Source organism: Marinoscillum sp. (assembly GCF_040222955.1).
Classification (GTDB): domain Bacteria; phylum Bacteroidota; class Bacteroidia; order Cytophagales; family Cyclobacteriaceae; genus Marinoscillum.
Genome location: NZ_JAVKCA010000012.1, coordinates 65,594 through 80,923, shown reverse-complemented (window position 1 = coordinate 80,923; position 15,330 = coordinate 65,594). Strand labels below are relative to the sequence as shown.

At 46.9% G+C, this 15,330-nt stretch carries 16 protein-coding genes; 11 read left to right on the top strand and 5 right to left on the bottom strand.

Annotated features, from left to right (window positions below):
- Positions 1-2: 2 nt before the first annotated feature.
- From RIH33_RS11740 to RIH33_RS11725, 4 genes are read left to right on the top strand one after another with little or no spacing between them, the layout of a single operon-like run.
- Positions 3-422 (top strand): DUF2141 domain-containing protein, encoded by a 420-nt coding sequence (locus tag RIH33_RS11740; protein WP_406653014.1) that lies wholly within the window; start codon positions 3-5, stop codon positions 420-422.
- Position 423: 1 nt separating this feature from the next.
- A complete protein-coding gene (locus RIH33_RS11735) occupies positions 424-1,053 on the top strand; it encodes a hypothetical protein (protein WP_406653013.1) in 630 nt (209 codons plus the stop codon).
- Positions 1,050-2,060 (top strand): sensor histidine kinase, encoded by a 1,011-nt coding sequence (locus RIH33_RS11730; RefSeq protein WP_406653012.1) that lies wholly within the window; start codon positions 1,050-1,052, stop codon positions 2,058-2,060. The genes RIH33_RS11735 and RIH33_RS11730 overlap by 4 nt, the downstream gene beginning before the upstream one ends.
- Positions 2,061-2,101: 41 nt before the next feature.
- Positions 2,102-2,842 carry a LytR/AlgR family response regulator transcription factor gene (locus tag RIH33_RS11725; protein WP_406653010.1) on the top strand — a complete coding sequence of 247 codons (741 nt, stop codon included), beginning with the start codon at positions 2,102-2,104 and terminating at the stop codon, positions 2,840-2,842.
- Positions 2,843-2,882: 40 nt separating this feature from the next.
- Here RIH33_RS11725 and RIH33_RS11720 read toward each other — a convergent pair whose 3' ends face one another.
- The 4 genes from RIH33_RS11720 to RIH33_RS11705 form a co-directional block, all read right to left on the bottom strand.
- Positions 2,883-5,294 (bottom strand): TonB-dependent receptor domain-containing protein, encoded by a 2,412-nt coding sequence (locus RIH33_RS11720; RefSeq protein ID WP_406653009.1) that lies wholly within the window; start codon positions 5,292-5,294, stop codon positions 2,883-2,885.
- Between the two features lie 83 nt (positions 5,295-5,377).
- Entirely contained in the window at positions 5,378-5,851 is a 474-nt protein-coding gene (locus RIH33_RS11715; RefSeq protein ID WP_406653008.1) for a hypothetical protein, read from the bottom strand.
- Between the two features lie 170 nt (positions 5,852-6,021).
- Positions 6,022-7,146, bottom strand: coding sequence for a redoxin domain-containing protein (locus tag RIH33_RS11710; protein WP_406653007.1), 1,125 nt, complete (start codon positions 7,144-7,146; stop codon positions 6,022-6,024).
- 11 nt (positions 7,147-7,157) lie between these two features.
- Entirely contained in the window at positions 7,158-8,192 is a 1,035-nt protein-coding gene (locus tag RIH33_RS11705; protein WP_406653005.1) for an SMP-30/gluconolactonase/LRE family protein, read from the bottom strand.
- Positions 8,193-8,354: 162 nt separating this feature from the next.
- Between RIH33_RS11705 and RIH33_RS11700 the strand changes: the two genes are divergently transcribed.
- Positions 8,355-9,194 carry an alpha/beta hydrolase gene (locus tag RIH33_RS11700; RefSeq protein ID WP_406653004.1) on the top strand — a complete coding sequence of 280 codons (840 nt, stop codon included), beginning with the start codon at positions 8,355-8,357 and terminating at the stop codon, positions 9,192-9,194.
- Between the two features lie 4 nt (positions 9,195-9,198).
- On the opposite strand, the gene RIH33_RS11695 is transcribed toward RIH33_RS11700, so the two are convergent.
- Positions 9,199-9,576, bottom strand: coding sequence for a hypothetical protein (locus RIH33_RS11695; RefSeq protein WP_406653003.1), 378 nt, complete (start codon positions 9,574-9,576; stop codon positions 9,199-9,201).
- A 117-nt stretch (positions 9,577-9,693) separates the two neighbouring features.
- Here RIH33_RS11695 and RIH33_RS11690 point away from each other — a divergent pair, with 117 nt between their 5' ends.
- Genes RIH33_RS11690 through RIH33_RS11665 form a run of 6 tightly spaced genes read left to right on the top strand, consistent with a single transcriptional unit; the run spans position 9,694 to position 15,330 of the window.
- Positions 9,694-10,287 carry a TetR/AcrR family transcriptional regulator gene (locus RIH33_RS11690; RefSeq protein ID WP_406653002.1) on the top strand — a complete coding sequence of 198 codons (594 nt, stop codon included), beginning with the start codon at positions 9,694-9,696 and terminating at the stop codon, positions 10,285-10,287.
- Positions 10,284-11,417: a hypothetical protein gene (locus RIH33_RS11685; RefSeq protein ID WP_406653000.1), complete on the top strand. Its 1,134-nt coding sequence runs from the start codon at positions 10,284-10,286 to the stop codon at positions 11,415-11,417. Before RIH33_RS11690 ends, RIH33_RS11685 begins: the two co-directional genes overlap by 4 nt.
- A gap of 11 nt (positions 11,418-11,428) precedes the next feature.
- Complete coding sequence (locus tag RIH33_RS11680; protein ID WP_406652998.1) at positions 11,429-12,142, top strand: ABC transporter ATP-binding protein; 714 nt, start codon at positions 11,429-11,431, stop codon at positions 12,140-12,142.
- Positions 12,139-13,296 (top strand): ABC transporter permease, encoded by a 1,158-nt coding sequence (locus RIH33_RS11675; protein WP_406652996.1) that lies wholly within the window; start codon positions 12,139-12,141, stop codon positions 13,294-13,296. Before RIH33_RS11680 ends, RIH33_RS11675 begins: the two co-directional genes overlap by 4 nt.
- Positions 13,293-14,567, top strand: a complete 1,275-nt coding sequence (locus RIH33_RS11670; RefSeq protein ID WP_406652994.1) for an ABC transporter permease — start codon at positions 13,293-13,295, stop codon at positions 14,565-14,567. The genes RIH33_RS11675 and RIH33_RS11670 overlap by 4 nt, the downstream gene beginning before the upstream one ends.
- Positions 14,568-14,598: 31 nt before the next feature.
- Positions 14,599-15,330: an outer membrane lipoprotein-sorting protein gene (locus tag RIH33_RS11665; protein WP_406652992.1), complete on the top strand. Its 732-nt coding sequence runs from the start codon at positions 14,599-14,601 to the stop codon at positions 15,328-15,330.

Below are 15,330 nucleotides of genomic sequence, written 5' to 3'. Positions count from 1 at the left end.
CCATGAAAACTATCATTCTATTACTAGCCCTGAGTTATGGGCTTCCATCTCTCGGACAAAGTCCGGTTAATTTCACACTACATGTTAAAAACTTTGCCCATCAGGAGGGCCTGCTAAGGGTGTCCCTTTTCAACAGCGAAGGAGCGTATCTGAAAGAGAGCTTTAAGGATGTGCACGAGGAAATTGCTAACCTGGAAGCGCTCAGTGTGACCTTTGAAGGCATTCCCAGCGGAGCGTACGCCATATCCATTTACCATGATGAAAATGGAAATGGAGAACTGGATACCAATTTCATGGGGATCCCTACCGAAGACTATGCATTTTCGAACAATGCTCCAAGTCGGTTTGGTCCGGCTTCCTACAGTGATGCCCGCATAGAAATATCAGATTCCAACAATACTCACACCATTAAATTAAACTAAGATGAAGACAATATTCATGATCCTCGTGCTGGTGGCCGGAAGTGCCACTGCTCAGTCCAAATTTGAAACTGCAATATTCAAAGGAAAAGACCTGCTCAAAGCTGCGGATACTCAGGAGGCCTATACTGCCTGTGCTAATTATTTTGAGCGCATTGCCCGAAAGGAAACCGGGGAGTGGTTGCCACTCTACTACCAATCACTCAGCCTGACACTCAATGGGGCAGAAGAGACCGATACTGATACAAAGGAGAAAGTGCTTAATGATGCGCTGGTCCTGGTACAACAGGCGAAAAAGCTTGATAAAAATTCAGAAGTGGTGGCTCTTGAAGGCTTTGTGCAGATGATGCGACTCACTGTTGACCCTGCTACCAGAGGACAAACGTTAGCACCAACGATCTATGCACTTTTTGGTGAAGCCATGGCCATGGATGCTGAGAACCCACGTGCTCAGTTGTTGATGGGGCAGATGGAGTTTGGAACGGCCCGGTTTTTTGGCAGCGGTTTCGAAAAGGCTTGTGGGTATATTCAGAGTGCTTACGATATATTTGGAGGTACACCAGATGAACCCACCATCTTACCCACATGGGGAATGAAGATGGCTGAAGCCAGTTTGGCTTACTGCAACCAATGAAAATAACCAAAAAGAAACTGATTCGTGAACTGAAGGAGATTGTGATCATCGGGTTGGTGGGTGTGGGTTTCAACCTGCTCACCGCCAGTTTTACGGTCATCAACGTCACTGTGTCGGTGATTATATGGGTTTCTCTGAGCAAGGGAAACGGTTACATCGTCGATTATCTCAATACCAAAATCTCCTGGGTAGAGAAACCCATTACCCGCGTGACCGTGGGGATGATCTGCATGGTAGTGTATACCATATTGACATTCGGGGCAGTGATAGTCCTCTTCAAATGGAGGACTGGTGATTCTGATCTTTTGGAGGTAATAGGGAATATCAGGTTTGTCCACTTTAATGTCACACTCCTGATCACATTGATCATCAGCATGTTTTTCCATGGGCGTGCCTTTTATATCAACTGGAAAGAAGCGCTGTATAAGGTGGAAAAATTGAAAAATGAGCGCTTAAAGTCGCAGTATGAGTCGTTGAGAAACCAGGTCAACCCGCATTTTCTTTTCAACTCACTCAACGTGCTCAGTGAGCTCGTGTACGAGGATCAGGATAAAGCTGTCCAGTTTATCCGAAAGATGTCAGATGTGTACAGGTATGTACTGGAGCAAAAGGATCAGGAGATGGTTCCTTTGGACGTGGAGCTGAATTTCCTGACAAGCTATGGCTTCCTCCAGAAAATAAGATTTGGAGATAATTTTAATCTAAGCATTGAGAAAAACGGCGAAGGAATGGTGCCTCCGCTAGCCCTGCAGATGTTGGTGGAAAATGCCATTAAACATAACGTAGTTTCAGCAGCGAAGCCTTTGCATGTAGACATTATGGTCTCGGATGACAGGGTGGTAGTGAGGAACAATGTGCAGGAGAAACTCACCAAAGACTCTACCGGCATAGGGCTCAGCAACCTGAAGGCCCGTTATGGTTACTTATCAGACCGGGAGGTACAGATCACCAATGATCAAAAGACATTTGAAGTGATATTGCCTTTATTGAAGATGAAAGCAGGGTAATCGGATTGGTGCGAATATCCGGTATCAAGAACCTTAAACAAATGAAATACATCATATTAGAAGACGAAAAACTGGCTTCAGAACGGCTGAAGAAGTTGGTGTTGGCCGCCAGACCTGATTTTCAATGGGTGCTTACCCTCGACTCAGTGGAGTCAGCGGTGATCTCATTACCGGCCCTGAGTGTAGACCTTGTCTTTATGGACATTCAGCTGGCGGATGGAAACTCGTTCGACATTTTTGACCAGATCAAACTGGATGTACCTATTATTTTCACGACGGCCTATGACGAATATGCACTGAAGGCTTTCAAGGCAAACAGCGTAGATTATCTGCTCAAACCCATAGACCCGGAAGAGTTGGAAAAGGCGATTGTAAAGTTTGAAAAACATGCCCATAAAGGGAATGACCAGGTTGATGGTCTTCTGAAAGCATTACAACCGAAAGGGAAGGAGCGTTTTGTGGTAAAAGTGGGGGAGCATTTGAAAACGGTAGAGACCAGAGATATTCAGTTGATCTACAGTCATGATAAGGCGACCTATTTGTTTACCAAAGAAGGCCGGAAGTTTCTGGTGGACTATACGTTGGACAAGGTGGAATCGCTTCTGGGAGCAGACCAGTTCTTTCGGATCAGTCGAAAATTCATTGTCAACCTGAGCTGCATCAAGGACATTATTGCATTTACCAATTCCCGCCTGGAGATTGTGATTTCCGGATTTGAGGAAGAGCAGGTGATAGTGGCCAGAGAGCGTGTGGCTGAGTTTAAGGCATGGCTGGATCGATAAATATCCGCACCTTTGGCAGAGCCAAAGGCGCGGATTGATTTTAAAACCTGGCCTTCAATGCCAGAATGAAATTCCTTCCCGGAGCTACCAGGCCTGAGCTGTAAGGCCTGTAGCGCTGATCCGTCAGGTTTTCCATTCCTCCACTCACCGTAAATGCATCTGTGATCTGATACATGGCCTTGAAATTGAGCGTGTACCAGGCTGGTGAATAAGGATCTCCGTTTTTGTCTGTGGCATAGAGGTACGCCTTGCCTTTTTCCTCTTCGGGAAGATCTGCAGAGCTTCTCTCACCATTGTATATCGCATACAATTGCATGCTTAAGCCATCTGTGGCATAAGTAAGTCGTGTTACTCCAAACCAGGGCGCGGCGTGTCTGGAGGGGCTTTTGGTGCCATCATCCAGCTCTTCTTCACCGCGTTGATAATTGTATTGCGTAGAAAAGCCAAAACCTGCTGGCAATTTCACTTCGATCCCGGCCTGGATTCCATGTACATTGGCAACCGCAGCATTTTGGATGGCCTGCACCTTGCTCAGCTCCCCATCATACAGGATGCTGTCCTGTCCGTTGAGTGTAAAATCACGTCTGACCATGGCGTTTTCCAACAGGGTATAATAACCAGTTAGGTCCACTTTCACTGTTTCATCAAAGACTTTGGCGATACCTACTTCAGCATTGTAGGCATACTCAGCTGAAAGGTCCGTGTTGGGAACAACCACTGCCCCGGGTTCTGAGTCGAAGATTTTTCCCAGGTCATCTACATTGGGTGACCTGAATCCACTGGAGGCATTGGCACTTACCGACCAGGTTTGGCCAGGATGATACACTACGCCAAGACTCCCGGTAAGCGCTCCATCAGTGAGTGAGGCCTCAGATTCTGGAAATGGATAGAACGGGAGGTTATTACTGAAATCAGCATGCAACGCATATAAGTTGTACCTGGCTCCAGCCTGGAGCATCCACTGACCGGAGAGGTGATACTGATAAGTAAGATATGCGGCGTAGGATGACCATTTGGACTCCGGGTATCTGGCAGGGCCTGCGACGGACTCACCGGTGGTGATGTCCTCATCGGTTCCATGTGAATCCACGTCGTTCGTAACCAGCTCCAATCCGTAATAGAGGTTTGACTTAGCATCAGGGGCCTTTGTGAAATCCAGGTTGACGGAAAAAGCATTGACCTTTTCAAACCGGGAAGCTCTGGTGTCTCCATTAAAATCCCTGTCGATGCGGCTCTCCTCAAAATGCTGTTGAGCTGCTCTGAGTGTCATTTGGTCATAGATTGGATTTACCCGGCTGTTGGTCGCCGTAAAACTATTCATCATCCAGATTTGCGGACCATAGTTCCACTCGGCACTCCGCGGTAAGCCATCTTTATATCGAATATGCCGATCGTAGCGGGCATAATCCGAGGTGGCGGAGTAGTGCAACCCATATTGAAAATCCCATCGGGCATTGGGCTTAAACCTTATCTTCTGCATCATATTGATCTGCGCGTAGCTCGTGGGGTTTTGAATCCTGGGATCAGGATTGGTCACCACCACGTCCAGACTGTCTTGTCGCTGTACATAGAACGGCCTGAGGTACTCCTTCGGCCCATTGCTGCCCATTCGCAGGTCGCCATAGTGGTAGCTGGAAATACTGGTGACAGCAGCCCATTTTTTCCAGCCAATGGAGACATCAAAATGACCGGTCTTTTCGCTGTTGGCAGAGGCGTATCTTGTCACCGCTTTTCCTGTGATCAGTGGCTTTTCATTCAGCGAAAATTGGGGTGTGAGCGTTTGAAACGCCATCACTCCACCGATGGCGTCACTGCCATAAATGATGGATCCCGGGCCGAAAAGCACCTCTGCACTCTCTGTAGCCAATGGATCCAGGGAGATGACGTTTTGGAGATTTCCACTCCTGAAGATGGCAGTGTTCATTCTGATGCCGTCTACGGTGTATAGAAGCCTGTTGGTAGAAAATCCGCGAATCATGGGACTGCCGCCGCCCTGCTGACTTTTTTGAATAAATACCTCACCCGATGCACCCAACAGGTCCGCAGCAGTTTGGGGATTTTGCAAAGCAATGTCCTTCGGGGTGATGGAGATAATTTTGGACGGTACTTCCTGGCCTGTCTGGCTCCAGCGGGTGGCAGATACCACCACCTGATCCAGTGAAACCTGTGAGGCAGTCATTTCCACCAGAAAGCCGCCCTGTTTGAGCTCATCAAAGCTCATGCTACTGGTTTTATAACCCATCATCCGGAAGTCGATCCGGGATGCCTGGGCAAAGGGATTGATTTTGACCTGACCCTGGGAGTTGGTCGTGAGCAAGGCATTGTGCTGGTTGCTCACCACAGTCACCAATTCCAAAGGCTGGCCCGTTTCCATGTCTTGCACGGTAACCACCTGGGCATAACCCAGACAAGCCATGGTCAGCAGAGACCATAGCATGATTGATCTTTTCATTCTAATTTCTTTTGATTGAAAAAGCTATTTTACTCCATATGGGAGTGTGGGATCATGCTTGTGCACAATCCTCATGAATAGGATTATGCTTGCTCAGGAGGAGGAAGGGGAGGCTTTTGCTGGCGATACAGTGGTGTCTTCTCAGAAGCCGGTCTTTGTCTGGCAGAGGCCGGGGTGAGAAATTGGAACATGGGAAATGGGACAAAGAAAAGCCCACTTGTAAAACTTTCTACGCGTTCTCGATTGGACTGATGGTTGGGGTCATTGGCAAATGCCTTGTTCACAAGGGCCTGTAGTTGTCGATTGAGTTGAGTCTCTTCATGGTCCCACCAGCACCAGTAGTAGGTGGTGTCCCCATGTCGGTATCTTTCCACCACATCGTACATTTCGTGCTGGTATTCAAACTCTTTAGCGTGTTCCCAGGAGAGCAGTGAGGAGTCTTTCAGGGCTATTTTTAACAAGACCAGGTCATTTCTGTCTGTTTGAGAGATGAGCTGCCGTTTGATCTGCCTCTTTATCTGGTATTTTTCAATCCTCAGCCATGTGTAGGTACCCATAAAGGGGATGCTTAGTACACAGAGTAAAAGTATGGCCGATATTTTTCCCAAGGAAGCGACTTTTTGCCAAATGTAAAGATTATCCCAGAGAGGAAGCCAGAGTTTTGGATTGAAGGTTAAAAAAGTACGTGTCTGGGTATCAGACACGCACTTTCCAGGCGTTTTCAGGCTTAGTTGTCAGCATAGAATCTCCCCAAGTATCCGACAATGGCTTTTTTGAGTTCATAAGGGTCAATTGTGCCATCTACTTTGTAGATCACTTTGCCTCCGGGAGCTACGAGCAGGGTATAAGGCAACGCGCCCTGCCAGTTGGGGTCCACGGCCTCTATGAGATCGTACATGTTTTCCCCGGAATAGATATAATTGGTATTGGATGCTTCTTTTTTGGTCAAAAACTCGAGTGCTTTTTGCTGTTTGGATAGCTTGTCACCACTAATGGACACAAACTCAAAGTCTCTCCCACGATACATTCTGTTGATGTCTACGAAATCAGGAAACTCCTGCACACAAGGGCCACACCACGTGGCCCAGATATTGATCAAACGGAGCTTATCAGAAGTGTTTTTTACGAGATCAGATACTTCGGGCACAGAAATGGGCTGGATGGTCACTTCTTCTTTTGACCAACCCTCACGTTCTTTGGCCAGCCAATCGTTTTTCCAGGCCCATTTGATCGAACATCCGAAAGTCTTGGTAGTAGGAGTGGTAGGTTGTTTACCTGCCAACAGTTCATCAAGGGTATTGATCAAATCTGTAGTTCTTGGTGTGACGTATGGGTTTTCTGTATCGTCTATTCTGCCCGAGTAGACCAATTTCCTATCCTGATCAAACACAAACACATGCGGTGTGGCTGCCGGGCCATATTTGAGAGACGTCTGCTGCGAGGCACCGTCGTATAGATAGGTGAAGTTGTAGCTCATCTCCTTTACCCTTAGTTTCATGTCTTCCAGATCATCCGAAAGGTCACTGTAACCCAGCTCGGAAAGGCTTACGGCGTTGGGGTCATTAGGTGAAATGGCCACAAAATCAACCCCTTTTTTGCTGTACTTATCTACGATGGAGATCAACTTCTTTTCATAAGCCTGAGCTGTGGGGCAATGGTTGCAGGTGAATACAACGGCCAAATATTTCTTTTTGAAATCGGCAAGGGAATAGGTGTTGCCATCCGTGGCAGGGAGCGAGAAATCAGGCGCCTGGCTGCCGATGGGCAGGGGATCCACTTTCTTTGAGTAGTCCTGGGCCGTCAGCCCCACGCTAAGAATGAAGGTCAATAAGAATAGATAATAGCTTTTCATCGGTAAGAAATTTATGGTTTGAGGGTTATTCTCATTAGATGACTGTGGGCGGTCATATAAAGTATTGATTTGTCAGCATTGAAGCTGCAGTTGGCCGTGGCCTGGCCGGTCATAATGGTGCCCAGATGCTTTCCTTCAGGGCTGATCACCAATACTCCGCCTGGTCCTGTGGCAAACAAGTTTCCTGATTTGTCCACCTTCAGGCCGTCTGGCAATCCCTTCCGTTCAGGTCCTACCATATCTGTTACATCTAAAAGTACCCTTCCATCGGTGATACTCCCTTTCGAATCAAGATCGTAAGCATAGTATTTAGCCATTTTAGGATCAGAAACTGCCACATAGAGCGTCTTTTCATCCGGTGAAAGTGCAATGCCGTTCGGTCGGGTGAGCGAATCGATTAACAGGGAAACCTGGCCGTCAGGACCCATCCTATACACCCCATTGTGTTCCAGCTCCTTTTCATCCCATTCATCAAGTCCATAGGGAGGGTCGGTGAAGTAATAGGCCCCATCACTGCTGATGACTACATCATTGGGGCTGTTGTATCGCTTGCCATTGAACGTGGAGGTAACCGGTTGAAAGGCACTTTTTGGAGTGTTTAGCGTGGTTACCATTTTAGCCAATTGCCGGTTTCCATGCTGGCAAAGTATCAGATTCCCTTCATTATCCAGGGCCAATCCATTGGCACCTGGTTCGTGCTTATCCGTACGGTCTCCGTCATAGCCTGATGGCTTGAGATAGATCGAAATGCTGTCCTGCTCTGTCCACTTATAGATGGTGTTTTCCGGAACATCAGAAAAAATCAGTGCATGCTGGTCTTTTAGCCATAGCGGCCCCTCTGACCATGTGAAACCGCTGGCCAATACTTCAATTTTGGCTTCAACAGGAATCAAAAGGTCCAATTCCGGGCTGAGCCTTTCTATACTGCCTGTGGTTTCAAAAGAAGGAGACCTGGTAGATTCTGAGTCCTCAGACTTTGGTGATGGGGTACAGGCCATGACCATGGTGCTCACCGCTATGCACAGGGCCGAATAGGTTTTCATCATAAGGGTTAAATAGGTTTTGAAAAATGAAATTTAGGCAATTAATCCGGCCCCATGCTTACAGGATGTTTCTGATAGGGGTATCACCTGTGCAGGGCTCATTTCTTTCGGCGGAGGTTGGAGGGATTGGTGTTAGATTCATCATTGGTATTTAATTCAAAGTATATGAAAGTAGTTTGTTGGCTCTATTTGTTATTGGGAGGTTCTCTGGCTTTTGGTCAGGTCGCACCATATGAAGTGCCTCTATGGTCAGCCGGTGCTCCTGGTTTTGAACACCTAAAGGATGAGCCAACTGAAGCGGAGGACTGGTGGATTAAGAATATTCATAATCCCAGTGTAACGATCTATCCGGCAGATTCGAACAATGCCACAGGAGTAGGGGTGATTGTGGTGCCAGGTGGAGGGCACAGGGCGCTGGTCTTCAACTCTGAAGGTCATGATGCGGCTGTGTATCTTCAGCGACTTGGGATCACGGTTTTTGTATTAAAGTATCGACTGGCCCGTGAGGAGGGTTCACTCTACAGCATAGAGGGACATGCAGCTCAAGACCTGGAGCGAGCGGTCAGATTGATGAGGTATAAGGCACCTCAGTTGGGAATTAATGCTGAGAAAGTGGGATTACTTGGATTTTCGGCCGGAGGGGAGCTCGTATCAATGGTTTCGTATAGACCTGGGGATGTCAAGACGGATGCTACTGACCCGATTGATCAGGAGTCGTCGCGGCCCGACTTTCAGATGCTGGTGTATCCGGGGCCTTTGGGAGTGCCAGAGGAATTGCCTTCGTCCCCGCCACCACTATTTGTGGTAGCGGCCCGCAATGATGAATGCTGTGCTCCTCCGTCACTCAGGCTTTTGAATTTGTACTTTGAAGCCGGGTATTCGGTAGAGGCCCACATTTATGCCAAAGGTGGGCATGCTTTTAATATGGGCTACAGAACTGAATATATTACTTTGAAAAACTGGCCTGCACGAATGTCAGATTGGCTCAGGGACAACTGGTTCTAGCAAATCACTGTCCGTATATTAAGACTGGCACACCTTCCTCACAGACGACACCAGTAGGTGCCTGTGGTGTGGAGCAATCTGAATAGACGCCCCATTTGATGTTGAAGGCTTCCTGGGCATCGCGATGCTCGTCGACCAGGGAAAGAAACTTAACCGTATCAATGCGCTCTGAATAAGCCAGGTATTTAACGGGCCCTCCACATGCTTTGGAACCCACTGGGGTGAAGTCCCACTCTTCAGCATCGGTACAGGCTACGCTCTCTGCCATTGTGTGTATTTCTGCCCATAAGCGATCTAAGCCGGCTTGATCGTCTTCCTGAGTTGCCTGATCATCAGTACAACCCAACACAGCGAATGCTAAAAGGTAAAGTAGAGTCTTCATAGGTTTTTTAGATCCAAAGACTCTATTGGTGTCTCTTTAGTTGGAAGTATATGAGTTACTATTTGAACATTTTATTACGATTATCGTAACATATTATCACTGAACGTAACATGGTAAATGGCAGCACCAAAGAAAAAGGATGGACGTGAGCTTCTATTGGAAGCAGGCAGGACACTGTTCTGGAAATATGGGATCAGGCGTATTTCCGTTGAGGAGGTTTGCAAAAGCGCTGGTGTAAGTAAGATGACTTTTTACAGGTCATTTGAAAACAAAGAAGACCTGGCATTTCAGGTACTGAAGAGATTTATTCAGGAGGGCATGGACTCCTATCGAGCGGTCATGAAACTGGAGATTCCCTTTCGGGAGAAGATTGCAAAGGTCATTGCCCTTAAGCACCAGCAGTCTGTGGACATCAGTCAGGAGTTTATCCAGGAGATTTATCAGTCTACTGATTCCGTTTTGAGTGCGTATATTGAAGAGAGCAGGAAGGAGATGCTAAGCGAAATCATGTATGATTTATTCATGGCACAACAAAATGGGTGGATTAGCAGAGATACCAAATTAGAGTTTATCCTTTATATGCTCAATAGTCTCAATGACAAGATGATGGATGAGAAGTTCCTTTCCATGTATGAGGATAAGCATGATGCCATTATGGATCTCACCAACTTTTTCTTTTATGGGATATTCCCCTCAGACCAGCCAGAATGAAACGGAAATTGCTCTTTTGCTTCATTTGCCTTTTAGCGTTGCAGGTAGCAAAGGCACAGCGTAAGGTAGAATTTGATGGTCAGGCTTCCGCTTTTGGGAGTTACAGTCCGGATAACCAACTTCCGCTTTTTTCGGGAGGGCGATACATTCCTGAACTCAATTATGGAGTAGAATTGGATTCAGGGAAGGCTTTTGAGTTTGAAGCTTCAGTGAATATTGCCGGTTCGGTATTCTTCCAACCTTTCGACGCGGCCTCATGGAATGGTAACATCAGCCCTTATCGCCTGTGGGGCCGGTATACGGGTAAACAAATTGAGGTTCGCGCTGGGCTGCAAAAAATTGACTTTGGGGTGGCAACCCTGTTGCGCCCACTGCAATGGTTCAATCAGATCGATCCGCGGGATCCTCTTCAATTGACCAACGGAGTATATGGGCTTTTGGGAAGGTACTATTTCCTCAACAATGCCAATATCTGGCTGTGGGGTTTGTATGGCAACGAAAAGGCCAGAGGATTGGACGCTTCGGAGACCTATGCCAAACACCCGGAATACGGAGGTAGGTTTCAATATCCGGTACCCCGTGGGGAAATCGCTTTGTCCTACCATCATCGCACGGCAGATTCACGGACGTTGGTGGATGCCCCACAGTTTGAGCAAGTACCGGAAGATCGTTATGGACTTGACGGGAAGTGGGATGTCGGAATTGGCCTTTGGTTTGAGGTGTCGCATATTCACAAACGTGAAAATCTTGGAGCGCTGACCAATCAAACCCTGCTAAATGTGGGAGCGGATTATACATTCGGAATAGGTAGTGGACTGAATGTGGTGGCCGAACACCTCATAATGGGGTATGATTCGGAGGCAGTCGGATTTGACAACAGGTCGCACATTACAGCTGCTACGCTGGCATATCCCCTCGGCTTTTTTGATCACCTAAGTACCATATTTTACTACAACTGGCCAACCGCCGATTTTACTTTCTTTTTCAATTACGAACACCAATTCAATAAGCTGGTGGGCTACATCATGCCCTACTATAGTCCACCGGTGCAGCAGGGCATACAAGAGAATAACCTGGTTAATGCGACATCAGGACCTGGTCTTCGCCTGATGCTGGTTTACAATCACTAAACAATTATGAAATGAGTGAACAAACGATCATATCAATTGAAAACGTCACTAAACGGTTCCCTGTGGGCGATGGTGAGTTTACGGCATTAAAGGATATTAATCTTCAGTTTCAAAAGGGAGAATTTGCGGGTCTGGTAGGGCCTAGCGGCTCTGGAAAAACCACCTTGCTCAATATCATTGGGTCTCTGGATAGCCCGTCTGATGGAAAAGCCATCGTGATGGGAAAGAATATCTCTACTCTTTCTCACAAAGAATCAGCGCTTTTGAGGAACCTTCACCTTGGATTCATTTTTCAGGTGTACAATTTGTTGCCGGTTTATACCGTCTACGAAAACGTAGAATTCTCCCTTTTACTGCAAAACAAAACATCGTCTGAGCGGAAGCAGGCGGTGATGCAAGCCCTTGAGTGGGTAGGTCTTCAGGATAAAGCAGATAAAAAACCGTCGAAGCTTTCCGGTGGGGAAGGCCAGCGGGTGGCCATTGCCAGGGCAATGGTGAAAAAACCTGATATCGTTCTGGCGGATGAGCCCACTGCCAATCTGGATGCAAAAAATGCACATGCCATTATTCAAACAATGAAAGATTTGAATAACGAGTTGAGGACAACTTTCATTTTCTCTACCCATGATGAAAAGGTGATGAGTTACCTGGATCGAATGATCCACCTGGAGGATGGCAGAATAGATCAAGATGAACTCATTTCTACCCAAATGTCAAAGTCATGAAATTAGCCTTCATACTAGCCTATAAGAATTTGGTGGGGTCAGGGCTTAGGACCTGGCTTAATGTGAGCGTCCTGTCTTTTGCTTTTGTGTTGATCATCTTCTACAATGGCATGATAGACGGCTGGAATGAACAGGCACGAAGGGACGGCATTGCCTGGGAGTATGGTGGTGGTCAGCTTTTGAATGGCCAGTATGATCCCTATGATCCCTTTACACTCCAGGATGGTCACGGTGTTTTGCCCGCTGGCGAAAACGAGGGTTTGATTCCTGTGTTGATGCGTCAGGCCTCCATCTATCCTGAAGGGCGGATGCTGTCTGTGACCCTCAAAGGAATTGATCCGAGCCAGACTACTCTGGAATTACCTACCCACCTCCTTAGCGAGCACAGTGCTAATCTTCCCGTGATTATTGGCAAACGGATGGCTGAGGCCGCCAATCTGGAAGCTGGAGATGAAGTACTTATTCGCTGGCGGGATAAGGATGGAACATATGATGCGGGCAATGTGACGGTGGTTGATGTTTTTGATACCAATGTTCCCGCTGTAGATAATGGTCAGATGTGGATATCCATTCATGAGCTTTGGCAGATGACCGGATTGGAAAACCACGCAACACTCTACATAGCTGAGACGCCCGGGAATTCGATTGATGTGAAAGGATGGGAGTTTAGATCACAGAAGGATCTTTTGAAGGATCTGAGTGATATCATAGAGATGAAAAAAGTAAGTGGGTCCATTATGTACTTGTTGCTCCTGGCCATTGCGCTCCTGGCTATTTTCGACACCCAGGTGCTTTCCATTTTCAGAAGACAAAGGGAGATAGGAACATACATCGCTCTGGGAATGACTCGACTGAGAGTGGTTTGGTTGTTCACCATAGAAGGGAGCATGTATAGCCTGCTGGCTACTGCTGTTGGTTGTGTTTATGGTACTCCCATATTTATTTATCTGGCCACGGCTGGTATAGGCATGCCCACTGCTTCTCAAAATTCAGGAGTCATTATGGCGGCAAGAATATTTCCGGTTTATGGAGCAGGGCTCATTTTCGGTACGATGGTTCTGGTGGTGGTTTCTGCCACCATTGTGAGTTTCTTGCCGGCCAGGAAAATAGCCACCATGAACCCTGTAGATGCACTTAAAGGAAAAATGCAATGATAAAATTTCTATTAAAAGGAATTCTTGGGGATAAGAACCGCAGCGTTTTGCCCATTATTATTATCACCATTGGTGTGTCTTTGACCATTTTGCTCAGTGGGTATCTGCGGGGTGTGATGGGTGACATGATCGATCAAAATGCCCGGTTTGAAACCGGGCATGTGAAAATAATGTCCCGGGCTTATGCTGAAAACAAGGATCAGCTGCCCAATGATCTTGCACTTCTGGGAATAGGCGAATTGACCAAATCTCTGGAGAAGCAATTCCCTGACATGCAATGGGTCAACAGGATCAAATTCGGTGGGCTGATAGATGTACCTGATGGCAACGGAGGCTCCAAAGGTCAGGGGCCTGCCGCGGGTATGGCCCTGGAGCTGTATTCTAAAGAGAGTGGGGAGAATGAGCGGATGAATATTTCATCCTCTATCGTGACAGGAACCGTACCTGCCCATTCCGGAGAGACTTTGGTCGGTTACGATTTTGCCCAAAGGCTAAATATTCAGATCGGAGATGATGTGACTTACATGGGAACAACGATGAATGGTAGCATGTCTTTCGAGAATTTCATAGTTACAGGGACGGTAAAATTTGGCACGTCCGCCTTGGACCGTGGAGCCATCATCATTGATATTTCAGATGCCCGGCGAATGTTGGATATGGAAGACGGGGCAGGAGAGGTACTGGGTTATTTCAGAAGTGGCGCCTATCATGATAAGCGAGCCATAGCGATGAGTGCGGTTTTCAATAGTCAGTACGCCAATGATTCCGATGAATTTGCTCCGGAAATGTTTCCCCTGAGGGCGCAAAATAATCTTTCAAGCTTTCTGGATTATGTGGATTCTTTTTCCTCCTTGTTTGTAGTGATTTTCGTTTTCGCCATGTCTATTGTACTGTGGAACACTGGTCTTCTGGGTGGCTTAAGACGATATCAGGAGTTTGGAATTCGCCTCGCACTGGGTGAAGAAAAAGGTCATATCTACCGAACCCTGATTTATGAGGCTGTTTTAATCGGGTCCATCGGATCGGTCATTGGTACGGTCATTGGTCTTTGCGGGGTGTATTATTTACAGGTAGTGGGGATAGACATCAGTGGCATGCTGGACAATAGCACCATGATGATGCCCTCAGTGCTTCGGGCTTCTTTCACTGCTGATTTACTCTACCTGGGCTTCATTCCGGGCTTGTTTGCAATGGTTTTGGGGAACGCCCTCTCGGGCATTGGGATTTACAAAAGAGAAACAGCCACGCTTTTCAAAGAACTGGAAGTTTGACAAACATTTGATAACGATTAAAAACACAAAAATGAAACTCATATTTTCAATACTCATACTCGGTGGCTCGTTGCTTCAGATCAGTCCTGATGCTGATCAAATTCTAAAAAAGGTGGATTATAATATGACGTCAGACACTCAGATCGTGGAGTCTGATATGGTCATTTACGGGCGGAGAAACAGCCGGACTGTGACGTCTAAAGGGTATTCCAAAGGAAACGATCAATCCTTTACTGAATACCTGGCTCCTGACAGGGAAAAGGGAACCAAAATGCTCAAAATGGAAGATAGGCTGTGGATTTATTCGCCAGCTACCGACCGCACCATCCAGCTTTCCGGTCATATGCTGAAGCAATCTGTTATGGGCTCCGACCTGTCTTATGAAGACATGATGGATGATCGCAAGTTGCTGGAAATGTATGAAGCTGAAGTGGTGGGTGAGGAAGTGTTGGAGGGGAGAAAGGCGTGGATTCTGGATTTGGTGGCAAAGGTGGATGATGCTACCTATGAGCAGCAGAAACTATGGATTGATCAGGAAAGGTTTGTACCCCTGAAAGAAGAAATGTATGCCAAAAGCGGACAGCTACTGAAACGTGTTACACTCTCCCATGTAGAAATGGTAGGCGATCGCTGGTACCCTAAAAAGATGAACTACAAGGACGTACTGAAAGATGGAGAAGGTACTGACTTCATTGTTCGGAGTATTCAGATAAACCCGGAAATTCCGGATTACATTTTCACTAAAGCCTCTCTGAAGAAGTAA